Annotated in this window: 25 protein-coding genes; 13 read left to right on the top strand and 12 right to left on the bottom strand. The window is 71.5% G+C overall.

Annotation, left to right across the window (positions count from 1 at the left end):
* Window positions 1-18 precede the first annotated feature (18 nt).
* A complete protein-coding gene (locus ABT294_RS12035; RefSeq protein WP_350805371.1) occupies window positions 19-819 on the bottom strand; it encodes a putative protein N(5)-glutamine methyltransferase in 801 nt (266 codons plus the stop codon).
* Between the two features lie 146 nt (window positions 820-965).
* Window positions 966-1388, bottom strand: a complete 423-nt coding sequence (locus ABT294_RS12030; protein WP_350805370.1) for a hypothetical protein — start codon at window positions 1386-1388, stop codon at window positions 966-968.
* 151 nt (window positions 1389-1539) lie between these two features.
* On the opposite strand from ABT294_RS12030, the gene ABT294_RS12025 reads away from it, so the two are divergent.
* The 5 genes from ABT294_RS12025 to ABT294_RS12005 all read left to right on the top strand — a co-directional run bounded on the left by ABT294_RS12025 (window position 1540) and on the right by ABT294_RS12005 (window position 8133).
* Window positions 1540-2607 (top strand): LLM class flavin-dependent oxidoreductase, encoded by a 1068-nt coding sequence (locus ABT294_RS12025; RefSeq protein WP_350805369.1) that lies wholly within the window; start codon window positions 1540-1542, stop codon window positions 2605-2607.
* The gene (locus ABT294_RS12020) at window positions 2607-3665 is read left to right on the top strand and encodes a phenylacetate--CoA ligase family protein (protein WP_350805368.1); all 1059 of its coding nucleotides are present in this window, start codon (window positions 2607-2609) and stop codon (window positions 3663-3665) included. The genes ABT294_RS12025 and ABT294_RS12020 overlap by 1 nt, the downstream gene beginning before the upstream one ends.
* A 29-nt stretch (window positions 3666-3694) precedes the next feature.
* The gene (locus ABT294_RS12015; protein WP_350805367.1) at window positions 3695-5254 is read left to right on the top strand and encodes an AMP-binding protein; all 1560 of its coding nucleotides are present in this window, start codon (window positions 3695-3697) and stop codon (window positions 5252-5254) included.
* 400 nt (window positions 5255-5654) lie between these two features.
* Window positions 5655-6971, top strand: coding sequence for an FAD-dependent oxidoreductase (locus ABT294_RS12010; RefSeq protein ID WP_350805366.1), 1317 nt, complete (start codon window positions 5655-5657; stop codon window positions 6969-6971).
* A gap of 4 nt (window positions 6972-6975) precedes the next feature.
* Window positions 6976-8133, top strand: a complete 1158-nt coding sequence (locus tag ABT294_RS12005; protein ID WP_350805365.1) for a DUF6986 family protein — start codon at window positions 6976-6978, stop codon at window positions 8131-8133.
* Window positions 8134-8191: 58 nt separating this feature from the next.
* Here ABT294_RS12005 and ABT294_RS12000 read toward each other — a convergent pair whose 3' ends face one another.
* From ABT294_RS12000 to ABT294_RS11980, 5 genes are all read right to left on the bottom strand, one after another.
* Entirely contained in the window at window positions 8192-8872 is a 681-nt protein-coding gene (locus ABT294_RS12000) for a copper homeostasis protein CutC (RefSeq protein ID WP_350805364.1), read from the bottom strand.
* 200 nt (window positions 8873-9072) lie between these two features.
* Window positions 9073-9675, bottom strand: coding sequence for a GNAT family N-acetyltransferase (locus ABT294_RS11995; protein ID WP_350805363.1), 603 nt, complete (start codon window positions 9673-9675; stop codon window positions 9073-9075).
* A 200-nt stretch (window positions 9676-9875) separates the two neighbouring features.
* Entirely contained in the window at window positions 9876-10613 is a 738-nt protein-coding gene (locus ABT294_RS11990; RefSeq protein WP_350805362.1) for a GntR family transcriptional regulator, read from the bottom strand.
* A 771-nt stretch (window positions 10614-11384) separates the two neighbouring features.
* Window positions 11385-11777, bottom strand: a complete 393-nt coding sequence (locus ABT294_RS11985) for a Zn-ribbon domain-containing OB-fold protein (RefSeq protein ID WP_350805361.1) — start codon at window positions 11775-11777, stop codon at window positions 11385-11387.
* Between the two features lie 2 nt (window positions 11778-11779).
* Window positions 11780-12943, bottom strand: a complete 1164-nt coding sequence (locus ABT294_RS11980; protein WP_350805359.1) for a thiolase C-terminal domain-containing protein — start codon at window positions 12941-12943, stop codon at window positions 11780-11782.
* Window positions 12944-13065: 122 nt separating this feature from the next.
* Here ABT294_RS11980 and ABT294_RS11975 point away from each other — a divergent pair, with 122 nt between their 5' ends.
* The 7 genes from ABT294_RS11975 to ABT294_RS11945 all read left to right on the top strand — a co-directional run bounded on the left by ABT294_RS11975 (window position 13066) and on the right by ABT294_RS11945 (window position 19242).
* Window positions 13066-13668, top strand: coding sequence for a flavin reductase family protein (locus ABT294_RS11975; protein WP_502912016.1), 603 nt, complete (start codon window positions 13066-13068; stop codon window positions 13666-13668).
* Window positions 13655-14785: an acyl-CoA dehydrogenase family protein gene (locus ABT294_RS11970; protein WP_350805358.1), complete on the top strand. Its 1131-nt coding sequence runs from the start codon at window positions 13655-13657 to the stop codon at window positions 14783-14785. The genes ABT294_RS11975 and ABT294_RS11970 overlap by 14 nt, the downstream gene beginning before the upstream one ends.
* A gap of 11 nt (window positions 14786-14796) precedes the next feature.
* Window positions 14797-15570, top strand: coding sequence for an SDR family oxidoreductase (locus tag ABT294_RS11965; protein WP_350805356.1), 774 nt, complete (start codon window positions 14797-14799; stop codon window positions 15568-15570).
* A gap of 38 nt (window positions 15571-15608) precedes the next feature.
* The gene (locus ABT294_RS11960) at window positions 15609-15938 is read left to right on the top strand and encodes a PadR family transcriptional regulator (protein WP_350805355.1); all 330 of its coding nucleotides are present in this window, start codon (window positions 15609-15611) and stop codon (window positions 15936-15938) included.
* The gene (locus ABT294_RS11955; RefSeq protein ID WP_350805354.1) at window positions 15935-16924 is read left to right on the top strand and encodes a hypothetical protein; all 990 of its coding nucleotides are present in this window, start codon (window positions 15935-15937) and stop codon (window positions 16922-16924) included. The genes ABT294_RS11960 and ABT294_RS11955 overlap by 4 nt, the downstream gene beginning before the upstream one ends.
* Before the next feature lie 52 nt (window positions 16925-16976).
* Window positions 16977-18272, top strand: a complete 1296-nt coding sequence (locus ABT294_RS11950) for a DUF2252 domain-containing protein (protein ID WP_350805353.1) — start codon at window positions 16977-16979, stop codon at window positions 18270-18272.
* Window positions 18273-18495: 223 nt separating this feature from the next.
* Entirely contained in the window at window positions 18496-19242 is a 747-nt protein-coding gene (locus ABT294_RS11945) for an SDR family oxidoreductase (RefSeq protein ID WP_350805351.1), read from the top strand.
* A 251-nt stretch (window positions 19243-19493) separates the two neighbouring features.
* Here the strand turns inward: ABT294_RS11945 and ABT294_RS11940 are convergent, their stop codons facing one another.
* Genes ABT294_RS11940 through ABT294_RS11920 form a run of 5 tightly spaced genes read right to left on the bottom strand, consistent with a single transcriptional unit; the run spans window position 19494 to window position 24238 of the window.
* A complete protein-coding gene (locus ABT294_RS11940) occupies window positions 19494-20348 on the bottom strand; it encodes an urease accessory protein UreD (protein ID WP_350805350.1) in 855 nt (284 codons plus the stop codon).
* Window positions 20345-21016, bottom strand: coding sequence for an urease accessory protein UreG (gene ureG, locus ABT294_RS11935; protein WP_350805349.1), 672 nt, complete (start codon window positions 21014-21016; stop codon window positions 20345-20347). The genes ABT294_RS11940 and ureG overlap by 4 nt, the downstream gene beginning before the upstream one ends.
* A gap of 37 nt (window positions 21017-21053) precedes the next feature.
* The gene (locus tag ABT294_RS11930) at window positions 21054-21728 is read right to left on the bottom strand and encodes an urease accessory protein UreF (protein WP_350805348.1); all 675 of its coding nucleotides are present in this window, start codon (window positions 21726-21728) and stop codon (window positions 21054-21056) included.
* 21 nt (window positions 21729-21749) lie between these two features.
* Entirely contained in the window at window positions 21750-23585 is a 1836-nt protein-coding gene (locus ABT294_RS11925) for an urease subunit alpha (RefSeq protein WP_350805347.1), read from the bottom strand.
* A complete protein-coding gene (locus tag ABT294_RS11920; RefSeq protein WP_350805346.1) occupies window positions 23582-24238 on the bottom strand; it encodes an urease subunit gamma in 657 nt (218 codons plus the stop codon). Before ABT294_RS11920 ends, ABT294_RS11925 begins: the two co-directional genes overlap by 4 nt.
* Before the next feature lie 775 nt (window positions 24239-25013).
* On the opposite strand from ABT294_RS11920, the gene ABT294_RS11915 reads away from it, so the two are divergent.
* Window positions 25014-26006, top strand: coding sequence for a multicopper oxidase domain-containing protein (locus ABT294_RS11915; RefSeq protein ID WP_350805345.1), 993 nt, complete (start codon window positions 25014-25016; stop codon window positions 26004-26006).
* The last annotated feature ends 146 nt before the right edge of the window (window positions 26007-26152 follow it).

The following is a 26152-nucleotide window of genomic DNA, read 5'->3' as shown; positions in this document are numbered from 1 at the left end:
CTCCAGGGCCCGGCGCTTTCAGGCGGCGGGCCTGGTTCCGATGACGACCGTGGCGTACAGCTCGTCGGAGGTCGCGACCGTCGCGGTCAGGCCGTCGCCGGTCACGATCTCGACGGCCTGCGGCACCTGGCGCTCGCTCGTCTCGAACAGCAGGTGGCCACCGGGCGCCAGCCATCGGAACGCCTCGGCGGTCACCCGGCGCAGGACGTCGAGCCCGTCCGCGCCGCCGTCGAGCGCCACCCGCGCCTCGTGGACGCGGGCCTCCGGCGGCAGCAGGCCGACCTCCCCGGTGGGCACGTAGGGCACGTTGGCGAGCAGGACGTCGACGCGGCCGAGCAGCGTGGCGGGCAACGGCTCGTACAGGTCGCCCTCGTACGCGTGGCCGCCGACGTCGGCGAGGTTGCGCCGGGCGCACCGCACCGCGGCCGGGTCGATGTCGGCGGCGTGCAGCTCGACCCGCCCGAGGGCGACGGCCAGCGCGACGCCCAGCGCCCCCGAGCCGCAGCACAGATCGACGACCACCGCCCCGGCCGGCTCGCCGGCCAGGGCGGCGGCCCGGTGGACGAGGAACTCGGTGCGGCGGCGGGGGACGAAGACCCCGGGGTCCACGGCGATGCGCAGCCCGCAGAACTCCGCCCAGCCGAGGACGTGTTCGAGGGGCAGGCCGGCGACGCGCCGGTCCACCATGGCGGCGAGGTCGTCGGGGGTCTGTGCCGTGGACAGGAGCAGCCGCGCCTCGTCCTCGGCGAAGACGCAGCCGACGGCCCGGAGCCTGGCGACGATGGCGGACGGGGAGAGCGAAGAGGGGGAAGGTGACACGGGGAAGCCTTTCGGGATGCCGTCGGGCGCCCCCACGGCCCCTATGTCGAGGAGACCTCAGGTGAGAGCACCCGGCCTGCTACAGCGGTAATGGGTCTCACCTCCTAGGTCGTGCGCGACATGCGGCGGCAACAGTACCAGAACGCCTAGCCGCCCAGCAGTTCCTCCCAGGGCTGGCGGGCGTTGGTGCGGCGGGTGGTGTCGAGGGCCTCGGCGAGCCGCCAGAAACCGGGGCGCGTGCGTACCCGCGCCCTGCCCATGGGGTCGATGGCGCGCAGTTCGAAGCGGACGCCCATGACGTCGAGGACGGCCGAGGCGCTGCCACCGGGCCCGGCGGCGGTGGCGAGGGAGCCGTCGGGCGCGCCCACCTGCTCGACGAGGAGGGCGGCGACCTCGGAGGCGTAGGGCCCGTCGCGCCACTCGACGTGCCAGGACTGGTCGGCGGCGCGCCACCAGGTCAGGTCGCGGCAGGTCTCGATGAACTCGGCCTCGGACGCCAGCGCGGCCATCACCCGCCCGAGGGCTTCGTACCGGCGCGCGCTGGTGGGCGAGAGTTCGTCGTCCCCCATGCCAGGGAGCGTGCCATCTTTCGGCCGCCGTGGCGCGTGCTTTCGCCTCACGAGCATCCACTCTGATCGCGTACGCGCCCTTCCCGCAAGTCCCGGGCGCTGATACGCTCTCCCAAGCGAGCGCTTGGTTCATCAACTAGCCGGAGGCGCGATGACGTCCCTACGGATCAGCCTGGGATACGAGCTGGAGGTTCGCGGGCGAACCCGCGAGGTCGAACGACAGGCGTTCCAGAACGTGATCGACCAGGTGGTGCTCGGCGACAGGCTGGGCTTCGACACGGCCTGGTTCGTCGAGCACCACTTCACCCGCGGCTTCTCCCACTCCTCCGCCCCCGACCTGGTGCTCGCCGCCATCTCCCAGCGCACCGAGCGCATCCACCTGGGGCTCGGCGTGGTGCTCCTGCCGTTCCAGTCCCCGATCAGGACGGCCGAACGCATCGCCACGCTGGACGTCCTCAGCGGCGGGCGGGTGGAGTTCGGCACCGGCAGGGGCGCGTCCCCGCTGGAGTACCAGGCCTTCCAGCGACCGTTCGAGAAGTCGCGGCAGATCTGGGAGGACTCCCTGGAGGCCACGCTCGCCATCTGGGAGGCCGACGGCGAGCCGATCAGCCGTTCCAACGAGTTCTTCGAGATCCCGGACGTGGCGGTCTATCCGCGTCCGGTGCAGGAGCCGCACCCGCCGGTCTGGGTGGCCTCCACGTCCCTGGAGGGCTACCTGGCCGCGGCCAGGCACGGCTACAACCTGCTCGGGATGACCATGCTGAAGGGCATCGACGACGTGGCGGCCGACATCGCCCAGTACCGCGACTGCCTGGCGGCCAGCGGCTTCGACCCGGCCACCCGGCGGATCGCGCTGATGATCCCCTGGTACGTCGCCCCCACCAGGGACGAGGCCACCGCGACGGCCGCCGACGCCGTCCTGTGGTACATCCGCCGCCAGGTCAACCTGGTCACCCCGCCCGACTACTACGACGCCCGCCACGCCACCCACCGGGTGCTCGGCCAGCTCGCGGCCGGGCTGCCGCCGGAGGAGTCGATGGCCACGCTGCGCGAGCACCTGATGGTCGTGGTGGACGACGTGGAGGGCTCGCGCAAGGCCCTCGCGCGCATCGCGGAGGCGGGCGCCACGGATCTGATCATCCAGGCCCAGGTGGGCGGCCTGGCGCATGAGCGGGTGTGCGACTCGATGAAGCTGTTCATGACCGAGGTGACGGCGTGATGGCTCGCTGGCTGACCCGTGACGACCTGGGCGCGGCCGGCGGCTCGGCGGCCGGGCTGCTGCTCGTCTCCCCCGACGCCGCCAGCGTCTTCCCGATGGGCTCCGAGGACCGCGCGGTCGCGGCGGAGCTCACCCGGTCGGCGCTGCGCGCGGCGGGCGTCGGCGAGCGGGACCGGGTCGTGGTGGCGCTGGCCGAACCGGCGGGCGCGCTCTGGGCGTCGGCCGCCGCGGACATCGCCCACGCCGCCGCGTCCGTCGGCCCGCGCGGGCGCATGCGCCTGCATCACGCGCTGTCGACGCTGAAGGCGACGACGCTGGTCGCGACCCCGACGGGCGCGATGGACTTCCTGGCCCGCCTGCACCTGGAGTTCCTCCTGGACCCGCTGGATCTGGGCCTCCGGCACATCGTCCTGACCGGGGAGATCGCCACGAAGCGGACTCTCGGCCACCTGGCGGGCGAGTTCGCCGCACGCGTCACAGAGGTGTACGCGAGCCCCTTCGGCGGCGGCGCGCTGGCCTGGCGTGACTCGGAGGACGCGCCGCTGACACCGCTCGCCGACGGCGTCCTGGGGCTGGCCGCGCTCGCCAAGGACGAGCTCGCGTCCGGCCCCGGCCTGGCCGAGCTGGTGGTCACGCCGCACCGGCACGCGACGCTCGGCGACGCCGTGCTGCGGACCGGGCAGGCGGCGCGCGCCGACGGCGACGACGTGCCCGCACCCGCGCACACGGTCGGCGAGCACGTCCTGGTGCGCGGCGTGTGGCTCTCGCTGCCCCGGATCGGCAAGGCGCTGGCGAAGATCGACGGCGTGTCCGGCTGGGAGCTGACGATCAGCAGGCAGGGCACGCTGGACGCCGCGGTCCTCACGGTCACCTTCAACCGGGAGAGCCTGGTCGCGAACCCGATGTGGAAGGCGCGGATCCAGCAGGCGGTCCGGTCGCTGACGCCGATCTCGCTGGGCGTGGAGGTCGCGTCCGAGACCTCCGAGACGGTCACGCCGGGCGTCGTGACCGACCTGCGCGGCCACCATCTGGGCCGCGACCGCGCGCTGATCACCTAGGAGCGGAACCCACCAGGAGGCGCCGACCGATGGGACCGATGCCGGACTGGGGGACGCTCCCCCGCATGCTGCGCGACCAGGCCGACCGCCATCCCGACGCGACCGTGGTCGAGGACGGCGGGCTGCGCCTGACCATGGCCGGGCTCAGGGAGAGCGCGGCCGGGATCGCCCGGGGGCTGATCGCGCTCGGGGTCAGGCCGGGCGACCGGGTGGCCCTGTGGGGGGTGAACGACCCGTACTGGGTGGCGCACGCGCTCGGCATCTGGGACGCGGGCGGGGTGCTCGTGCCCCTCTCGTCCCGGTACAAGGGCATCGAGGCCGCCGGGCTCATCGCCAGGACCGGCGCGGAGATGCTGCTCACGGGCGAGGGCCACGGCGGGACGGTGCTGGCGGGCCTGCTGCCGCCGCTGCCCGCGCTGCGCCACGTGATCGTCCCGGACGGCCTGCGGGACGGCTCGTGGCTGGCGGCCTCGGACCTGCGCGCGCTCGGCGCGGACGTGACCACCGGCGAGGAGCGGGCGCTGGCGGTGCGGCCGGGGGACCTGTGCGAGATCATGTCCACGTCCGGGACGACCGGCGCCCCCAAGGGCGTCATGCTGGACCACGCCCAGGTCCTGCGCGGCTACTGGGACTGGGCCGAGATCGTGACGCTGGGCGAGGACGACCGCTACCCGGTGATCGCCCCGTTCAGCCATGGTTTCGGGCTGAACGCCGGGTTGATCGCCTGCCTGTTACGCCGGGCCACGATGCTGCCGATCCGCGCGTTCACCCCGGACGCCCTGGTGTCGCTGATCGCGTCCGGCAGGGTGAGCGTCCTCGCGGGCCCGCCCACGCTCTTCTCCCGGCTGCTGGACGAGCTGGAGCGCGCCGAGCCGGACGTGTCGTCGCTCCGGGTGGCCATCTGCGGCGCCGCGGCCGTGCCCGCCGCGCTGATCACCCGGCTGGTCGAGCGGGTCGGCCTGGAGCGCGTGATCAACGCCTACGGCCTGATGGAGGGCACGGTCGTCTCCATGACCAGGGCGGAGGACCCCGTCGAGGTGATCGCCGCGACCACCGGCCGCCCGGTGCCGGGCATCGAGGTGAAGATCGTGGACGACGACGGCGGGGAGGTCGCGGCCGGGGAGCGCGGCGAGATCCTGCAGCGCGGCTACGGCGTGATGCGCGGCTACTGGGACGAGCCCGACAAGACGGCCGAGGTGATCGATCCCGCCGGATGGCTGCACACGGGCGACATCGGCGTGCTGGATAAGTCCGGAAATCTCGCCATTGTCGATCGCAAGAAGGAGCTCTACATCGTCAACGGCTTCAACGTCTCTCCTGCCGAGGTCGAGTCGCTGCTGCTGCGCGAGGGCTCACTGGCGCAGGCGGCCGTGGTCGGCGTGCCCGACCCCGGCTCGGGGGAGGCGGGCTGGGCGTACGTGGTGCCCAGGCCGGGCGTGACGGTGGACGTCGAGGCCCTGCACGCCTGGGCGCGGGCCAACATGTCCAACTACAAGGTGCCGAAACGGCTGATCCTGGTGGACGCCCTGCCCACCAACGCCAACGGCAAGATCGACAAGATCGCGCTGCGCGCCCGGGTGGCGGAGTGACCCTCGGCGAGTAGGTTGGAAGTGGGCCTTCTCGCCGGAGCTGGTCAGGGCATCGCGCGACAGGTACGGCGTGCCCGTGCGCAACCGGTGTGTCTGCACAGAAGCCGGACCGGGTCCGAGCACCGCTCCCCCGGGCCCGGCGGAGGACGCCGACAGGCCCCGTGGTGGCGTGGATGTCCCGATCCGCGACGGGGAAGGGCGGGTGCCGGACGATGGCGGACCCGGAGGGTTCCCGCTCTGTTCGCGCGCCCTCATGGGCGGATATAACGGGAAAAATCGCGATCTTGCGGTATTCACGAAGGACGAGTTCGTTCGCACCCGTGATCGGGGATACATCGATCGAACTGGCCGGTTACACCCAGTACTCCGTGAGACAGTAGCGCCGGCATAGGGAGGCAGCGTGACGTTGCGTGTGGCGGTCATCGGTTCGGGGCCGGCCGGGATCTACACGGCTGAGGCACTGGTCAAACAGTCGGCCGAGCCGGTGGAGGTGGACGTCCTCGAACGCCTGCCCACGCCGTACGGGCTGGTCAGGTACGGCGTCGCGCCCGACCACACGTCCATCAAGTCGATCGCCAACTACCTGCAGCGGGTGCTGGAGCTCCCGCAGGTGCGCTTCCTGGGCGGTGTCGCGCTCGGCGCGCACCTGTCGGTCGAGGAGATGCTCCGCGCCTACGACGCGGTGGTGTACGCGACGGGCGCGATGGTCGACAGGAAGCTCGGCATCCCCGGCGAGGACCTTCCCGGCAGCGTGGCAGCCACCGACTTCGTCAACTGGTACTGCGGCCATCCCGACGTCGACCCCGGCCGGTTCACCCTCGACAGCCCCGAGGTCGCGGTCATCGGCGTCGGCAACGTCGCCGTGGACGTCGTGCGCGTCCTGGCCAAGACGGCCGCCGAGCTGAGCTCCACCGACGTGCCGCGTGACGTGCTGGAGCGCCTGGAGGAGAGCCAGGTCAAGGCCGTCCACATGATCGGCCGCCGGGGCCCCGAGCACGCCAAGTTCACCCTGAAGGAGCTGCGCGAGCTGGGCGAGCTGGCCAACGCCGACGTGTGCGTGCGCAAGGACGAGGCGGCCGTCCTCGGTGGCGACTTCCCGAGGCAGATCCGCGGCAACATCGACGTGCTGCAGTCGTGGGCCGCCCGCGAGCCGGTCGGCCGCCCCCGCCGCCTGGACGTCCGCTTCTGGCTGCGCCCGGTGGAGATCCTCGGCACGGACCGCGTCGAGGGCATCAGGCTGGAACGCACCCGGCTGTCGCCCGAGGGCCGGGTGACGGGCACGGGCGAGTTCGAGACGCTGCCCGTCGGCATGGTGCTGCGCTCGGTCGGCTACCAGAGCGTCCCGCTGCCCGGCGTGCCGTTCTCCGACGCGACCAAGACCGTCCCGAACGAGGCGGGCCGGGTGCGCGAGCGCGAGTACGTCTCCGGCTGGCTCAAGCGCGGCCCGACCGGCGTGATCGGCACCAACAAGTCCGACGCGGCCGAAACGGTCCGCACGCTGCTGTCGGACCTGGAGGGCGAGGAGCGTCCGCCACGTGCGCCGATCGACGCGCTGCTCGAGGCCAAGGGCGTGCGGCCGGTCACCTACGACGACTGGCTCGCCATCGAGGCGGCCGAGGCGGACCTCGCCAGGACCCTCGGCCGGGGCGAGCGGGTCAAGCTCGTCGGCCTCGACGCCATGCTCGCCGCCTGCCGGCCCGTCCAGCCGCTGCCGTAACAGGATGCGCGTCACCGTGACCGGCCAGACGGTGCCGGGGTTCGAGGAGGCGTACCGGCTCCAGCGGGAGCGCTACCCCGGAGACGGCGTGGCGTGGCAGCCGGTGCACACCGTGTACGTGCCCGCCGACCGCTTCTCCGCGGGCACCGTGGCCGACTGGGGCGGGCAGGCGCTGGAACTGGTCAAGGAGCACCTGGCCGGCCCCCGTGAGGTGGCCGAGGTGTTCGGCCTGCCGGAGGCGCTCGCCGCCGAGGTGCACGCACGCCTGCTGCGCAAGCTCGCCCGCGAGCCCGTGGAGGACCTTCGGGTCGACTTCGAGGACGGGTACGGCGTGCGCCCTGCCGAGGAGGACGGCCACGTCGAGCTGGCCGTCCTGGCCGTGGCCGAGATGCGGGCCGCGGGCACGCTGCCGCGGCGGTGGGGGCTGCGGGTGAAGTCGTTCGCCGACGGCGACCCGGCACGGTCGCTGCGCACGCTCGACGGGTTCGTCACGGGCGTGGCCGAGCGGCTGGGCGAGCTTCCTGGCGGGTTCACCGTGACCTTCCCCAAGGTGCTGATGGAGGAGTACCTCGGGCAGTTCGCGGCGTTCCTGGCCCGGCTGGAGGGCGCGCTCGCGCTGCCGCGGCTGCGGTTCGAGATCCAGGTGGAGGCCCCGCAGACCGTGCGGTTCCTGCGCGGCGAGCTGGCCGCGTCACTCCAGGGCAGGCTGGCGGCGGCGCACTTCGGCGTGTTCGACTACACCGCGTCGCTCGGGCTGGCGCCGCACGAGCAGCGGCTCGACCACCCCGCCTGCGACCACGCGCGGCACGCCATGCAGACGGCGTTCGCGGGCACCGGCGTGGAGCTCTCCGACGGCTCCCTGGCCGCCTCCCCCGCCTCGGACTCGGCCGCGGACGTCCACGCGCTGTGGAGGCGGCACGCCGAGCTGGTGCGGCACTCGCTCGCGCACGGCTTCTACCAGGGCTGGGACATGCACTCGTCGCACCTGGTGAGCCGCTTCGCCACCGTGTACGCCTTCCACCTGGCCCGCTACGACTCCTACAGCCGACGGGTGCGCGCGTGGGAGGAGCAGCGGGACGCGGGCGGCGGCGTCATGGACGAGCCCGCCACCGTCAAGACCATGGCGGCCGCCCTGCGCCGGGCCGACGCCGCCCTACGCTGAGTCTCAGGCGCGGTCACGCAGCGCGCGGCCACCGGGCCGACGCCGCCTGCCCTGGGGCTCAGTCGCGGTCGACCAGCGCCCGCCACTGCCGGACCATGCGCCACTCGACCGGCTCCGACCAGCTCTGCCGCACGGCCGACCCCACGTGGAAGGCGCGGATGCCGTAGTCGAGCAGCGCCGGGACGTGCGACGGCCTGAGCCCGCCACCGGCCAGGATGATCGACCCGTCACCGGCCACGGCACGTCCCTTGAGCACGTCCAGCCCGTCGCCCACCCCGGTGGGCGAGCCGGCGGTCAGCACGGTGGCGAGGTTGGGCAGCAGCCGCACGGCCCGCCAGGACGCCTGTACGTCGGCCGCGTGGTCGACGGCGCGGTGGAACGTCCAGGGCAGCGGCGAGACGGCGTGGATCAGCGCCTCGGTGGCGGCCAGGTCGACGGCGCCGGCGGAGTCCAGGAAGCCGAACACGAAGCCCGCCGCGCCCGCCTGGGCCAGCGCCTTGGCGTCGCGCCGCAGCCGCTCCAGCACGTCCGCGTCGGACGCGAACCCGGCGTCGCAGCGCAGCATCACCATCTGGGGCAGCGGGCACTCCGCGGCGATCGCGGCGACCGTCTCCGGCGCGGGGGTGAGGCCGTCGGCCGCCATGTCGGCGACCACCTCCAGGCGGTCGGCGCCGCCCTGCTCGGCGGCCACGGCGTCGCGCACGTTCAGCGCGATCACCTCGAGGAGGGATCCGGTCATGCAGGAGAGGTTATATGGTGCTCTGCCCCTTTCCGACCCAAATGCAGAGAGAACCTCCCACCCCAACCAGGCGCTCCCCCAGGCCGGACAGGGCCACGTGCGCGCGGAAACCCGCCGCGACGGCCTGCGCGAGCGGCCCCTCGCGGCGGTCGGAGTCCCGCGCCGGACGGGCGGCGGGGCCCGTCCGGACGGGGGCGCGGCTAGGCGACGATCAGCTCGGCCGAGCTGAGGTCGCGGAAGGCGGTGATCGCGGCGTCCTCGGCCGGACGCTGGAAGAGCGCGCCCGAGGCGCGGTGCGGGAGGTCCACCGTGCGCAGGTGGCGGAATCCACAGTGGCGGTAGTAGCCCTGCAGGCGCGGGTTCGCCTTGGCGCAGTCGAGGCGCAGCCACGTCAGGCCGGAGCCGTAGGCCATCGCCCCCGCCCAGTCGAGCAGGGCCTCTCCAAGGCCGCTGCCCGACCAGGCGCGGGAGACGGCCAGTTTGTGCACGTACAGCCCGGCTGCCGGGTCGTCAGCGGGAGTCCAGAACTCCGGGTCGGCGTGGCCGTCGATCGCTATGGTGGCCACCGGAGGAGTCGGCTCGTCGGGGCTGAGGAAGCTCAGCTCGTCGTCCAGCAGGAACAGCACCCGCTCCTCGATGAGCGGTTCGATCCGCTCCGGGCCGAAACCTCCACGGGGCCACTGCCGGACCCCTCGGGAGTACAGCCACTCGGCCGTGTCGGCGAGGAGGGTGAGAACACCCTCCAGATCGGCGGCTTCCGCCCGGCGCAGAGTCAGCGGGTGGAGCAGGGTATTCGGGTACATGCTACACTCCTTCATTACACGTTGTGTCGGAGTGAACACGGAGCGTGCTCACTCAGCGGCACGCGAGACTCGGACCGGAGGCGACCGGTTCGAGCTATGGATGGATGACGAAATCGGGGGAACGCGCAGGGTTCCCCCCGCCCAGCGAGGCGCGGTGCTCGCTGCGCGCGGCCGGTTGGATCACCCCCAACCGAGCTCGCTTAGCGGCGGTCGAGCTCGTATCTGATCAAGTGCTTGTCGGCGGGGAGCACTGACACCGCGACACGCACTGGCACATCGTCCCTGTCATATCCGACCCGCAGGTACACCATCACGGGCGTGCCTGACTCCATCTGCAAACGCTCGGCTTCCTCCTGGTTGGGCATCCGAGCCCAGATGTCGTCCACCACGCGGACCTGCCCGTGACCGACCTCCTCCAGCACCCTGTTCGCTCCTCGCGCGATGTCGCCCGGCCTGGCGATCTCGGTGTCGGCGACGAGCTCCCGAGGGAAGTAGGAGTCGTTGGTGTTGTACGGCTGGCCGTCCACGAACCGCAGGCGCCGGCGCACCACCGCCAGCTCTCCCTCGGCCAGTTCCAGCCTGCTCGCGATCTCCTCCACAGGAGACACGGTGAGAACCTCGATGAGCTGGCTGGGCTCCCGGCCTTCCTGTGAGACGGCGAAGGCGAAGGCCTCGCGAACCTCATCCGTTGGCTGAGGCTCGAGTTCGCGCTGCGGGTACATGAGCAGCGGCCTGCGGTCTCTGACCACGGTGCCGCGCCGGGGGGTGCGCGTGACGAGCCCCTCGTTGACCAGCTCCCCGAGGGCCAGTCTGACGGTGTTGCGGCTCACCCCATGGTCTTCCATGAGCTGTGCCTCGGTCGGAAGCTGCGATCCGGGACCCAGGGCACCGGAGTAGATGGCCCTTCGTAGCTCCGAAGCAACCAGCTGATACAGCACCGACCTTGCCACTTTCACCCCTTTTGTTCCAACAATTTAGACGATCTGGTTCTAGCTAGCCACAACCCCTTGACCGAACGGCCTTCACGCCTTCATCATCCAATCGTTGGTACAAATCCATCGAAAGGCCGGTGAGGGGGTGAAGCCCGGTGTTGCCGGTCCGCACGGGTAAGCCGTTACCTGCCCTGGTACGACCCCCGCGAAGCACCACGTTTACTGCGTTACGCGTTGCCTCGCCAAGGGTTCACCCACACCTATCAGAGCCAGGGGAATGGTGCGTCCGTGCTGACGGTGCCGACCGAGCTGACCGTGCGGCGCGAGGACGGCTTCTTCGTCTGACACGAGGAAGGCGCCACCGTCTCACACCCCATCGACGACCCGACCGGTGCGAGCCACCGACACCTGGAGCCCTCGCAAGAGGTTCACTCCCCCACCGACTCCGTACGCGAAATATCGGTGCAGGACTCCATCCCTCGCCGGAGTCCTGAACCACCGCGTACGGGGCAGGAAGCGCGTCCTGGCGGGTCCCCCACGCCCGCCAGGGCGCGCGTTCCTCTTTTTACGGTGACATGTTCAGTTGTGTTTAGGGGCTTTGTCGCTATTGCGCCCTTTCTGTCCGCTATGGGGCTTCACGGGCAGTCATCGCGCGGTAGGCCGCCTTTTCCACAGTCCGGCCGTGGCCGGGCTCTGTCCAGGCGTCGTTTGCCATAGTCCAAGCCTGAGCCTCCGCGCCCATTTTTGTGGCGGTTTCGCGCGAGAAGGCAGAATTTGTCACGCCGTGTACGGGCGCCAGTTCACCAGCGTGACGCCGTTCTCCACGTCCGTGTAGACGGCCTCGACCAGCTGACCCGCCTGCGGCTCGCCGTCGCCGTGCCAGTTCCCCCAGGCCAGCGCGCCGGGCACGGCCGCCAGCCGGACCATCACCACGACGTACGGGGTGCCGAGGCCCGGCATGAAGGGCTGGTGGTTGACGATCCAGCTCACCACCGTCCCGATCGGCTCGACGGCCTCCCAGGCCCACGCCTCGGTCCGGCAGGCGGGGCAGAACGCCCGCGCGGGCCAGCGTCTCGTGCCGCACCGGTCGCAGCGCTGCACGGCGAACTCGTGCCCGGCCACCCGCTCCCACCATGCGGCGGAGTCCCGGTCCACGTTCGGTCGCATCATGGTCAGCCCCTGCTCAGGATCAGGGCCGAGGTGGCCGGGAGGATGTAGCCGGGCTGGGCCGTGGACAGGGCGACCTCCGCCGAGGGGACCTGCCGGTCGCCCGCGTCGCCGCGGAGCTGCGAGATCGCCTCGGCGACGTGGTTGATGCCGTGGACGTACCCCTCCGACAGGAAGCCGCCGTGCGTGTTGACCGGGAGCGGGCCGTCCAGGGCGGTGGCCCCCGACGCCACGTACGGGCCGCCCTCGCCCTTGGCGCAGAAGCCGTAGTCCTCCAGTTGGACGATCACCGAGTAGGTGAAGCAGTCGTAGAGCTCCGCCACGTCGACGTCCTGCGGCCCGAGCCCCGCCTGCGCGTACAGGCGGGGGGCCAGGGCCGCCGCCGAGGTGGTGGTGGGGTCGGCGCCCGACAGGAAGGAGTCGCCGCCGCCCCAGGCCGCCGCCGTGATCAGGACCGGAGGCCGGCGCAGGTCGCGGGCCCGCTCGGCCGAGGTGACGACCAGGGCGCAGGCTCCGTCGGTCTCCAGGCAGCAGTCCAGCAGGCGGAACGGCTCGGCGATCCACCGGCTGGCCAGGTAGTCGTCGAGCGTGATGGGGGTGCGCATGAGGGCGCGGGGGTTCTTGACCGCGTTGGCCCGCTGGGTGACCGCCAGGTGGCCGAAGTGCTCGGCCCGGGTGCCGTACTTCAGCATGTGGGCGCGGGCGTACATGGCGTACTGCTGCGGCGGGGCGGAGTAGCCGTACGGGGCCTGGTACTGGGTCTCCGGGGTCTGCGGGACGCCGCGGCCGGTGCCGCCCATGCGGAACTCCGAGCGGGCGTTGATCGCCCGGTAGCAGACGACCGTCTCCGCCACTCCCGCCGCCACCGCCAGCGCCGCCTGGGCCACCACCGCGTGCGAGACGCTGCCACCGCCGAACTGGTCGAGGTACCAGGTGGGGTCGTGGATGCCGAGGGCCGGGCCGACCAGCGAGGGCGGCGCCGAGTCGCCCACCCGGTGGGTGGCCAGGCCGTCCACGTCGTCGGGGGTCAGGCCGGCGTCCTCCAGGGCGGCGAGCACGGCGCGGCAGGCGAGCGTCAGCGTGCTGACTCCGGAGTTCTTGCTGAAGGCGGTGTAGCCGACGCCCGCGACGGCGGTCCGGTCACGAAATTTGAGCAAGCGCTTGGCCACGCAATTCACGCTAAGCGGGCCGCCGAAAGGCTGTCAACGGTTGACACCCTCTCGGCCGCCCGCCTACCGTCCAAGCAAGCGCTTGGTAAGGTAGAGTGTATCCGGCGACGGAGGAGGCCCTCATGACCGCACACGCTGCCCGGCTCATCGCGCCGGACGGCCGTGCCGCCCCTCCGGCCCCCCAGCAGCGCAGGACCCTCAACGGAGCCGCCATGCCGAACGGCCCACGCGCGAACGGCCACCTCGACAGCCGGCGGTTCAGGCAGGTCCTCGGCAGATTCGCCACCGGGGTGGTCGCGATCACCGCTCTCGACCCCGTCAGCGGCGAGCCCTGCGGCCTGGCCGCCAACTCCTTCACCTCGGTCTCGCTCGACCCGCCGCTGGTCGGCTTCTGCGTGGCCCACACCAGCACGAGCTGGCCCAGGGTGCGCGGCGCGAAGGTGGTGACGGTGAACGTCCTCGCCGAGCACCAGCAGCCCGTCTGCGCCCAGCTCGCCGCCAAGGGCGGCGACAAGTTCGCCGGCCTGGTTTGGACGGGCTCCCCCGGCGGCAATCCGGTCCTCGACGGCGCGCTGGCCTGGCTCGACTGCGCCGTGGAGGCCGAGCATCCGGCCGGCGACCACGTGATCGTGGTGGCCCGGGTGCTCCAGCTCGACACGCACGCCGAGGGCGGCCCGCTGGTGTTCTTCCGCGGCGGCTACGGAGGCTTCGTTGAGCCTGCGTGAACAAGCGCGGGCCTGGCTGGAGGCGAACCTGACCGGCGAGTTCGCGCACGCCAGGGGCCTCGGCGGTCCCGGCCGCGAGCACGAGGGCCACGAACTGCGGCAGGCCTGGGAGCGCCACCTCGGCAAGGCCGGCTGGACCTGCCTCGGCTGGCCGCCACGGTACGGCGGGCGCGACGCCTCCCTCGACGACCAGGTGGCCTTCCACGAGGAGTACGCCAGGGCGGACGCTCCGGCCCGGGTCGGCCACATCGGCGAGGGCCTGATCGGCCCGACCATCCTGGACTTCGGCACCGACGAGCAGAAGGCCCGCTTCCTCCCCCCGATCCAGCGCGGGGACGAGTTGTGGTGCCAGGGCTACTCCGAGCCCGAGGCCGGGTCCGACCTGGCGAACGTCCAGACGAGGGCGTACCTGGACGGCGACGAGTGGGTCGTCACCGGGCAGAAGGTGTGGACGTCGCTGGCGCACGTCGCCGACTGGTGCTTCGTGCTCTGCCGCACCGAGCCGGGAACGCAGCGGCACCGGGGCCTGTCGTACCTGCTCGTGCCCATGGACCAGCCGGGCGTCGAGGTCCGGCCGATCGTGCAGCTCACCGGGACGTCCGAGTTCAACGAGGTGTTCTTCGACGGCGCCAGGACGGACAGGCGCAACCTCCTCGGCGCGCCCGGTGAGGGGTGGCGGGTCGCGATGGCCACGCTCGGCTACGAGCGGGGCGTCTCCACGCTGGGCCAGCAGATCGGGTTCCAGCGCGAGCTGGCCAAGGTGATCGAGACCGCCAAGCGGACGGGCGCGGCGGACGACCCGGTCCTGCGCGACAGGCTCGTCAGGTCCTGGCTGGAGCTGGAGATCATGCGGCTGAACGCGCTGCGGACACTGGGCGCGGGCGAGCCGGGGCCCGAGGTGTCGATCGCCAAGCTCTACTGGTCGGAGTGGCACCGCAGGCTGGGCGAGCTGGCGCAGGCCGTCCAGGGGAGGTCGGGGCTCGTCGCGCACGGCGGCGAGCTGAACGACCTGCAGCGGCTCTCTCTGTTCAGCCGGGCCGACACGATCTACGCCGGGTCCAGCGAGATCCAGCGGAACATCATCGCCGAGCGCACCCTCGGACTGCCCCGCGAGTGATGGGAGTACGGATGGCACCGCCTTACCCGCAGGCGCACGGCCTGCTCGTCGGGAAGGTCACGCTGGTGACGGCCGCGGCGGGAGCCGGGATCGGCTACGCCACCGCCAGGCGCTGCGCCGAGGAGGGCGCCACGGTCGTCGTCTCCGACCGCCACGAGCGTCGCCTGGAGCAGGCCGCCGAGGCGCTGGCCGAGCTGACCGGCGTCAAGCCGCTGGCCGTCCCGTGCGACGTGACGTCCGAGGCGCAGGTGCGGGCGCTGTTCGCCGCGACAGTCGAGGCGCACGGCAGGCTGGACGTCGTCGTCAACAACGCCGGGCTGGGCGGCACGGCGGAGCTGGCGGAGATGTCCGACGAGCAGTGGCACGCGGTCGTCGACGTGACCCTGACCGGCACCATGCGCTGCACCAGGGCCGCGCTCAGGCAGATGACCGCCCAGCGGTCCGGGGTGATCGTCAACAACGCGTCGGTGATCGGCTGGCGGGCGCAGCGCGGGCAGTCGCACTACGCCGCCGCCAAGGCCGGGGTGATGGCGCTGACCAGGTGCGTCGCCCTGGAGGCCGCCGAGCACGGGGTCAGGGTGAACGCGGTCGCGCCGTCGCTGGCCGTGCACCCGTTCCTCGCCAAGGTGACCAGCGAGGACCTGCTGGCCGAGCTCACCGCCCAGGAGGCGTTCGGCCGCTCGGCCGAACCGTGGGAGGTGGCCAACGTGATCGTCTTCCTGGCCAGCGACTACTCGTCGTACATGACGGGCGAGGTGGTCTCGGTCTCCAGCCAGCACCCTTGATCCTCCCTATATCCTGTCTTGCAAGATATAGTGTGGCCGTGAACATCACAGAGCCCATGTTCCTGGCGCTCACCGCCCTGGTCGACGAGCCGCGGCACGGTTACGGCATCGTCCAGGAGGTCGATCGGCTCTCCGGCGGGCGGGTGCAGCTCAAGATCGGTTCCCTGTACGGCGTGCTCGACCGGCTGGCGGCGGAAGGGCTGGTCGAACTCGACCGCGAGGAGGTCCAGCAGGGGCGGCTGCGTCGCTACTACCGGCTGACCGACTCCGGCGCACGCGCCCTCCACGAGGACGCCACCCGGCTCGCCGACACCGCGAGCGTCGCGATCACCCGCCTGCGGGCCAGGACCGCCGGAGGCGCCGCGTGACCGCGTCTCTGCTCGAACAGCGTTACCGCCACGTGCTGCGGCTGCTTCCCGCCTCCTACCGCGCCGAGCGCGAGGAGGAGATGGTGGCCGAGTTCATGGACATGTCCGGCGAGGTGCCCGACGAGCTGAACCCCCGGCCGCGCTGGGGCGAGATCGCCAGCGTGTTGGCACTGTCCGTCCGGATCCGGCTCGGCACCGCGCCCCGGTACGCCACCTGGGGCGAGACCGTACGGCTCGTCGCGGTGCTCGGAGTGGCCTTCCACGCGGTGCTCGCCCTGTCCAGCGTCGCGCACCTGGTGCTCGGCGTCACCGTCCTGAGAGATCCGCAGTTCATCGGCGCGCCCGGCTCCGCGGAACGGCTGTCAAGGATCGGCTACGCAGCGTTGTCCTGCCTGTGGATCGTCGCCTTCGTGGCGCTCATGCGCGGTCACGCCCGGCCGGCCAAGGTGACGGCGGCGCTGGGCGGCGCCTGGTCGCTCTACCTGTTCGACAGCCACGGGGCCCTGTCGGAGGCAGTGCCCTCCGTGCTGCTCGTCGCGGTGCCGGTGCTGGCCGTGGTGCTGGGCTTCCACGGCGACGCCCCGCCCGCCCGCCGTCCCTGGTGGGTGGCGTTGCTGCCGCTGACGGGGGTGGTGGCGGTCGAGGAGGTGCTCACCTTCCTGACCATGACCGAGCACACGCCGTGGTTGTGGCCCTGGATCACCTCGGTCGGCCTGGCCATCACGGCCATCATGGTGACCGGGGCGCACTGGCTGTTCAGGGGCGGGTCACCGTCCCTGCCGCTCGCGCTGGCCGTCCTGGGGGCCGTCGCGCTGAGCAACGTCCTGCCGGAACTGCGCTGGAACTTCCCCGGCTCCGAGGGCGGGATCTACTGGACCTCGACGCTGATCCAGTGCGTGGCGCTGGGCGTGATGACGGTGACGCTCACCGTCGCCGGCCTCCGGGCGGTCCCCTCCGGGCGGGCGGTCGCGGCCGGGCGACCCTGACAGGGAAAGTCCAGGGTAGGCGCGGACGCGTCCGGGATCTACTGTCCGGTCTATGAGCACACGCTCCACCTACCTGCTCGACGTCCTGATGGCGGAGTTCGGCGAGTCGATCAAGCGGGACCCCGCCGCTTTCCGGCGGAAATTCCGGAAAATGGCGGCTTCCCCGTTCGCGTTCTACCGAGGCAGCGCCTGCGTCTTCTACTCCGACCTGACGAACCTGTTCGCCGACGACTCCTACCTGGACCCGCCGACCAGCCGGGTGTGGATCCACGGCGACCTGCACGCGGAGAACTTCGGCACCTACATGAACGCCTCCGGCGTGCTCGTGTTCAACGTCAACGACTTCGACGAGGCGTACGTCGGCCCGTACGTCTGGGACCTCAAGCGCTTCGCGGCCAGCGTGGCACTGATCGGCTACGCCAAGGCGCTGTCGGACGACGCGATCAGCATGCTGGTCACCGACTTCGCCGGCGCGTACCTGGACGAACTGACCGGCATCGCGCACGGCGGGGACGACGCGATCGGCTCGCTGACGCTCGACACCACCTCCGGCGTGCTGCACCGCGTGCTGCAGACCGCCCGCCTCAACACCCGCGTCGCGATGCTGGACGTCGAGACGGTGATAGACGACTACGACCGGCGCTTCGCCATCATGGAGGGCCGCGAGCCCGTCGATCCGCCGACACGCGCCGCCGTGCTCGCGGCGTTCGAGGACTACCTGACGACGCTGCCCGTCCAGTCGAACCCCGCCGAGCACGTCATCAAGGACGTGGCGCTGCGCAAGGGCGTGGGCATCGGGTCGGCCGGGCTGCCGTCGTACAACCTGCTGCTGGAGGGGCGCTCGCAGGCGCTGGAGAACGACGTCATCCTCTACATGAAGCAGGCCCAGGTGCCCGCGGTGGCGCGGTACGTCACCGACGAGAAGGTGGTGAAGTACTTCCACCACCAGGGGCACCGTACGGCGGAGTCACAGCGGGCGCTCCAGGCGTACGCCGACCCCTGGCTCGGCTACACCACCCTCGACGGGGTGGGGCAGCTCGTCGCGGAGGTCTCGCCGTACTCGGCCGACCTGGACTGGGAGGACGTCAACGAGCCCGCCGAGGTGCGGGCCATCATGCGGGACCTGGGGCGGGCGGTGGCGCGCATGCACTCGGTGGCCGACGACGAGTCCAGCCACGACCTGGTGAACTTCTCCACGGAGGAGGCGATCGTGGCGGTGGTCAACGGCGACAGGCCGGGATTCGTCGCGATGCTCGTCGACTTCGCGCACCGGTACGGGGCGCAGGCGCGCGAGGACCATCAACGCTTCGTCGACCTCTTCCGCAACGGCCGCCTGCCGGGGGTGTGACTCAGCCGGACAGGCCGGGCGGCGGCCGGGTTCCGACGACCCTGCCGCCCCGTGGCCGTTCCGAACGGCGGCCGGGCTCGCCACGGCCCGCCGCCCCGCGCCGTCCCGAAGGGGCCCTGACGGTCCTGACGATCGAGGGCGGCAGCCCGAGCGAGCCGCCGGCCCCGCCCGGACGAACCCTGGCGCCCTTGGGACCGACCGGTTGGTATGGCATGCTCTCGGCATGAGTCTGTTCTCGGTGGAAGGCAAGACGGTCGTCGTCACCGGCGGGTCGCGGGGCATCGGGCGCATGATCGCGGCCGGGTTCGTCGAGGCGGGGGCGACGGTCTACATCTCCGCGCGGAAGACGGCCGAGGTCGAGAAGACCGCTGCCGAACTGGGGTGCGTCGCCGTGCCCGCCGACCTGTCGACGTCCGAGGGGGTGGCCACGCTGGTGTCCGCCGTGGACGGGCCGCTGGACGTCCTCGTGAACAACGCCGGCGCCACGTGGGGCGCGCCGCTGGAGGAGTATCCGGAGCACGCCTTCGACAAGCTCTGGAACATCAACGTCAAGGGCGTCTTCTACCTGACCCAGCGGTTCCTGCCGCAGCTGCGGTCCAGCGCCAGCGCCGACGACCCCGCGCGAGTGATCAACATCGGGTCCATCGACGGGATCAGGGTGCCGCCCATGGAGAACTACGCCTACTCCGCCGCGAAGGCCGGGGTGCACATGCTCACCCGGCATCTGGCGAGGCAGCTGGCGCGCGAGCACATCACGGTCAACGCCATCGCGCCCGGGCCGTTCGACTCGAAGATGACGGCGTTCGCCCTGGACGACCCCGCCACCCGCGAGGCCGTCGCCGCCGGCGTCCCCCTGGGCCGGATCGGCCGCCCCGACGACATGGCCGGGGCGGCGATCTACCTGGCCTCACGCGCCGGCGCCTACCTGACGGGCGCGGTCATCCCGGTGGACGGCGGCGTCTCCAGCTAGAACTCTCCGAACCGAACTCCCGAAACAAACAGCCCGGTCCAGCACGAAAGCCGCAGGCCCGCAAGCCGGTCCCGAACGCCCGCGCGGCCCAGCACGAAAGCCGAAGGCCCGTGAGCCGGTCAAGGGCGAAAGGTCCGCGCTCTCCAGGGAGAAGGCGAAGCTGCTCGGGTTTGGCGGATGGCGCGACGGGTGCCGGGCAATGCCCAGGGTGCACTGTGACGACAGCACCGTGTGCCCCACCGCAAGGCGCCTCACGCATGCCGACGCAGCTCGGTGTGGAGGTGGCGGTGCAGGACGCGCGCGTCGGGGGCGACGGCGGTCAGGAGCCGGCCGGGGCCGGGGAGCGCGGTGACGACGGCGTGCCCGTTGTCAGGGCTGTCGCTGAGGATCTGGGTGTGGGGCATCGGGTCGTCGAGTTTCGGGTCGATGAGGAGGGTCTGGCCGATGGTGCGGTAGCCGACCAGGACGGCGGGCCCGTCCCAGCAGGGCGCGCTGGGCCCGTAGTCGGTCTGCTGGTCCAAAAGCGTGTGCCCGTCGCGGCGGAGGGTGAGTCGGCTGGTCAGGTTGCCCGGCGGTTCGTGGGCGCGGCCGAGGATCTGCCGCTCGGTGAGCAGAAGGCGGGCGCTGGGGGCCAGGTCGATGTGAGTGCTCTGGCGCAGATCGCTGCCTGCGGTACTGATGAGTGGTTCTGGCAGCCAACGCAGGCAGGCGTCGTCCGCCACGGAGACGATCAGGTCCCAGGTGGCGGGGCCGGGGGTGGGGCCGGGCAGGGCGATGGTGGCCGCGGCGGTGATGATCTCCAGGTCGGCGCCCGGGCCGACGACGACCTCGATGCGCAGCCGGTCGCCGTTGTGCGGGGCGCTCATGGCACCCAGGACGCACACACGGGCCCGGCCGCCGCGCGGCCGCAGCCGTCGCGGGTCGAAGGGGCCGTCGCCGTGCAGGACGGTGCAGCGGGTGGCTCCGGCATCGGCGACAGCGGTGATGCGGGCGGTGGCGTGCACGCTGTGGGATCGGGACGGTTGAGGGCCGGGTGAGGCGGTGGCGCCGGTCGGAGTGCCGGCCTGGGCCATGGCGTGGACGGAGCCCTGGACGAGGGCCGTCATACCCGTGCCGCAGCCCACTCGGCGACGCGGCGGGTGACCCAGTCGGCGACGGGCCGGACGCCGTCGTCGGCCCGGATGCTGGCGAGGACGACGGGGCGGGTGCCGCGGGCGGCCTTGGCATCGCGCTCCATGGCCTCCAGGTCGGCGCCGACGTAAGGAGCCAGGTCGGTCTTGTTGATGACGAGCAGGTCGGCGGTGGTCAGTCCAGGGCCGCCCTTGCGTGGGATGTCGTCGCCGCCGGCGACGTCGATGAGGAAGATCTGGTGATCGACCAGGCCCCGGGAGAAGGTGGCGGTGAGGTTGTCGCCACCGGATTCGATCAGGATGAGGTCCAGCGGGTCGATCCGGGCCTGGAGGTCTTCGACGGCTTCGAGGTTGGCGGAGATGTCGTCGCGGATGGCGGTGTGCGGGCAGGCGCCGGTCTCGACGCCGATGATCCGCTCGGGCGGCAGGACGGCCTGGCGGAGCAGGGCCTCTGCGTCCTCGCGGGTGTAGATGTCGTTGGTGACCACCGCCAGGGACAGGCTGTCGCGCAGCTGCCGGCACAGAGCGGCGACGGTGGCGGTCTTGCCGGAGCCCACGGGGCCGCCCAGGCCGATGCGCAAGGCGCGTCGCCCGTCGGGGGCGCCACCTCCGCAGGGCAGGGTGTCGAGATGGTGCAGGTGCATGGCGGCCTCCAGATGCCGTTGTGGGAGTGAGCGCTGGTCAGCTCGCGAACAGCCGTACCGGCCAGGCGGCGTGCTGCTCGGCGGTGATGTCCAACAGCGGCGCCGAGGCGGCGGGCAGGACACCTGGCCCGTCGGCCGCCACCCGCGCCGCTTGCCGGACGGCACGGAGGGCAACCTGGTCGATGTCGCCGGCCAGGCGCGCCAGGACGGCGGCGGCGCGCAGCGGGTCCAGGCCCAGCAGCCGCACCGCCGCGGTGACAGGGCTGCTCGCGTTGTCGTAGGCGGCGGCCCGTGCGGCTTCTTCCGGGCCCAGCCCGGCCACCCGCGCGGCCAGGCCCAAGACGATCGGCTGGTGGACGCCGCCGGGACGGGCCGCGGCCAGCTCGTCGAGCCTCGGGTCGGGCCAGGCGACGCGAACCGCGCGCAGCAGCTGGCGCCCCAGTTTGCGGGCGGTCTGGCGCAGCGCCGGTGCGGGGGTGCGGGCGTCGGCGGCGGCGTCCAACAGCAGCGGGTCGCAGCCGTCGGCCGCCGCCGCGGCCAGGGCGGCGGCCACCAGGCCGGCAGTGTGCAGGCGGCCGCGGCAGAACCGCTCCAGGGTGCCGGCGTCGTGGACGCGGCCGGCCGCGATGGCGGCCTCCGCCCCTCCGGAGTGCGCGTGCCCGCCGGAGGGGAAGCGGCCGTCACCGAGCACCAACAGGGCCGCAGGACTCATCGTCGCTCCTCGTTCAGGCGGTCAGAACAGGAAGTACCGCTGGGCCATGGGCAGTTCGGCACGGTACTCCGGCGTCACCCGGTCCTCCTCGACCACCGCCCTGACGTCCTTGGCCTTGTCGTCGGGGCGGCTGGTGCCGCCGCTGCCCGGGATGGTGACGGTGAAGCTGCGGGGGTCGACGTCGATCTCGGGAGTGGCGTCGTTCTCGCGCATGTCGGCCTTGGTCAGCCCGCGCGTGTCGGTGCTGGCGGTGAACGGTTTGCGCAGGCCGGGCAGGCCGGCGAAGTGGCTGGAGACGAAGTTGACCGCGTTGCCGCCGGGGGCGTGCCCGAGGGCGCCGAACATGCGACGCGGCAGGATCGGCTGGGGAGTGGGGATGGAGGCGTTGGCGTCGCCGATCTGCGCGTAGGCGATCTGCCCGCCCTTGATCACCAGGTGCGGCTTGACGCCGAAGAACTTGGGCTCCCACAGCACCAGGTCGGCCAGCAGGCCGGGTCGTACGGAGCCGACGACGTGGCCGATGCCGTGCGCGATGGCCGGGTTGATCGTGTACTTGGCGACGTAGCGGCGGGCGCGCAGGTTGTCGGCGGGCCCGTCGCCGTCCAGGAGTCCGCGCTGGCGCTTCATCACGTGCGCGGTCTGCCAGGTGCGCAGGATCATCTCGCCGATGCGTCCCATGGCCTGGGCGTCGGACGACATGATCGAGATGGCGCCCATGTCGTGCAGGACATCCTCGGCGGCCATGGTGGAGGGACGGATGCGGGATTCGGCAAAGGCCAGGTCCGCCGGGTCCAGCCGGTTGAGGTGATGGCAGACGATCACCATGTCGATGTGCTCGGGGACGGTGTTGACCGTCAGCGGCCGGGTGGGGTTGGTGGAGGCGGGCAGCACGTTGGAGTAGGAGGCCAGCTTGATGATGTCGGGGGCGTGCCCGCCGCCGGCGCCCTCGACGTGGAAGGCGTGGATGGAGCGACCGCCGATGGCCGCCACGGTGTCGTGCAGGTAGCCGGCCTCATTCAGGGTGTCGGCGTGGATGGCCAGCTGGACGCCGGACTCCTCGCACACTTGCAGGCAGGCGTCCAGCACCGCCGGGGTGGCGCCCCAGTCCTCGTGGACCTTGAACCCGAGCACGCCGGCGCGCAGCTGGTCCCGCATCGACTCGCGCGACATCGTCGCGCCCTGGCCGAGCAGCCCGATGTTGACCGGGCAGGCGTCCAGAGCCTGGAACATGGAGGCGATGTGCCAGGCGCCGGAGGTGACGGTGGTGGCCTTGGTACCCTCGGCCGGGCCGGCGCCGCCACCGATCAGCGTCGTGACGCCCGAGGCGAGCGCCTCGTCGATCTGCTCGGGGCAGATGAAGTGGACATGGGTGTCCACGCCGCCCGCGGTGAGGATCTTGCCGTTACCGGAGATGATCTCGGTTTCCGGTCCCACGACGATGTCGGCGGGCCTGGGCGGGCCGGAGGCGGCGCCGCTGATGTCGCCGGTGGTGTCGCGACCGTGGCGCGCGTTCATGGTGTCGGGGTTGTACGCCCGGCCCACGGCGTGGATCCGGCCGTCGCGCAGTGCGACGTCGGCCTTGACCACTCCCCAGTGGTCCAGGATCACCACCCCGGTGATCACGGTGTCCGGCGCGCCGTCCACCCGGCGCACGCAGGATTGGCCCATCGACTCCCGGATCACCTTGCCGCCGCCGAACACCATCTCGTCACCGCTGCGGCCGGGGCCGCCCGCCCAGTCCTCGGTGACCTCGATCCGCAGGTCGGTGTCGGCGAGCCGGATCCGGTCCCCGGTGGTCGGGCCGTACAGGTCGGCGTAGTCGGCGCGCTCCACGAGCCACGGCTGCTCCTCGCTCATCGCAGCGCACCCCCGACCTCGCCCCGCAGGCCCCACACCATCCGCTCCCCCTGCAGCGGCACCAGGTCGACCTCGACCGTCTCGTTGGGTTCGAACCGCCGGGACTTTCCTGCCGGGATGTGCAGCCGCATGCCGTAGGCGCAGGCCCGGTCAGGCGGGCCCGAGGCGTCGGCCCGTCTGATCTCCAGCGCCGGGTTGGCCTCGTAGAAGTGGTAGTGGGAGCCGACCTGGACGGCGCGGTCGCCGGTGTTTCGGACCTCGACCCGGGTCACCGGCAGTCCCTCGTTGACGTGCACCGGCCCGGCCCCGTCGGGGTGCTCGACCTGGCCAGGGCCCAGGATGTTCGCGCGCGCCGCGATGGGATCGGTGATGGTGACCAGCTTGGTGCCGTCGGGGAAGGTCGCCTCCACCTGGATCATGTCGATCATCTCGGGCACGCCCTCCATCACCTCCTGGTAGGTGAGCACCTCGCGTCCGGACTCCATGAGCTCCCGGACGGTTCTGCCGTCCCTGGCGCCCTCCAGCACGTGCGCGGTCAGCAGCGCGACCACCTCGGGATAGTTCAGCGGCAGTCCGCGAGCCCGGCGTTTCTGGGCGACGTCGGCGGCCACATGGATCAGCAGCCGTTCCTGCTCGTGGGGGGTTAGATGCACATCGTCTCCTTGCAGGCTTCCTCCGATGTACTGACACCAAGCCGGTAAAACGCTTAGTGCACACAAATGATTACAGTAAGTGACGAAGGCTGGCAGAGGATGCCCGGCCACTGTGGTCTCACCAAAACAGCACCGCAACAGAGCGTTCAGGAAAGGCGCGCACACCCATGCACGGCTACGCCTGGACCAGGCAGGCCGATCCTCTGCGAGCCAAGCCGGTCACCCTGCGAGGCTCGGATCCAGGAAGATCACGCGGACGTAGGTGCGTGTTTCGGCGGCAGAGCGGCGAGCAGGCCGACGCCGAGCTGGTTCCAGGCCGGGACGTCCAAGTAGCGGCCGAGCACCAGGGCGGGGCGTCGGCGAGATCGGCCAGGAGCCCGCACCGTTCAACGATCGGTGACATCCGGACGCCCCAGCAACGCCCTTGATTCGCGTTTCCACTGGTCAAGGGCTACCCGCTGTCGATCGCGACCTGGGACGCGCTGGGTGCCGCAGCGCTGGAGTTACGCAGACCTTTAGCCAGATATACGCGGAAATCCCGGCTCTTTCGGCGCTACTTCTTGACATTTCGCCGAAAAAGGCGCGTACTTCCAACGGAAGTCAACCTAACTGCTGTCCCCAACCCGCAGTGATACGCGATCCGACCCTCACGCTCCCGACGCACTCCTCTTCCTGGCCGGCTCGACCACGTCGTCCACGCCGGCTCGCTTCCGGCATCACGAGCAGCTGCACCCTGCCCTCACGCACGTGGGGTGCCGTCACCGATTGGGGAACCATGACTGAGGTAGGCAGAGGCATGGCAAAAAGCCTGTTCTCCCGGCGTGCCTTCACTACGTCCGCGGCAGTAGCCGCGTTCGCACCATTTGTCGCATCAAGCCAGGCCAAGGCGCTGGTCGACAAGCCTACGGACAAGCCGGGCGGCAAGGGCGACCTCCGCCGCATCACCCTCTACGCCGAGCAACTGCCGGACGGTCAGCTGGGTTACGGCCTGGAGCCCGGCAAGGCCACGATCCCCGGCCCCCTCCTCGAAATGGTCGAGGGCGACACCCTTGAGATCGAGATGGTCAACAACCTGGACGTGACGGCCAGCTTGCACGTGCACGGGGTGGACTACGACACTGCCAGCGACGGCACGAGGATGAACAACAGCGCGGTGGAACCGGGAGGTCGGCGTACCTACGTCTGGCGCACCCACGCCCCCGGCCGGCGCCCGGGCGGCCTCATCGAACCCGGCAGCGCGGGCTACTGGCACTACCACGACCACGTCGTAGGGACCGATCACGGCACCGGCGGCATCCGGCGGGGGCTCTACGGACCGCTGATAGTGCGCCGGAAGGGCGATGTCATACCGGACAAGCAGTTCACCGTCGTCTTCAACGACATGTCGATCAACAACCGACCGGCCCATGGGGCACCCGAATTCGTCGCGAAGCTCGGCGAGCGGGTGGAGTTCATCGTGATCACGCACGGCGACTTCTTCCACACGTTCCACATCCACGGACATCGCTGGGCCGACAACCGCACCGGTCTGCTGGAAAGCCCTCAGGACCCGAGCCGGATCATCGACACCAAGATCACAGGACCCGCCGAGTCATTCGGCTTCCAGGTGATCGCCGGCGAGCGCGTCGGCCCTGGAGCGTGGATGTACCACTGCCACGTCCAGAGCCACTCCGACATGGGGATGGCCGGCGTGTTCATGGTGACCGACGCGGACGGGAACATGCCGGGTCACTCCATGCCGGGTCACTCCATGAACATGCATCACTGACGCGAGCCATGAGTCGCCGTCTGGGAGGACGTCCCCGCTGCTCCCGGGCGTGAGCGGCAAAGCGTCGAAAGGCGATCACGAGGTGGCGCCACGTCGGCGCGACCGGTCACCACCGACCGCAACACTTCCACCAGGTTTGCCAACCC

This window comes from Nonomuraea sp. NPDC000554, from assembly GCF_040300065.1.
GTDB lineage: Bacteria > Actinomycetota > Actinomycetes > Streptosporangiales > Streptosporangiaceae > Nonomuraea.
The sequence above is the reverse complement of the archived record's forward strand: the minus strand, read 5'-3'. Positions and strand labels throughout refer to the sequence as shown.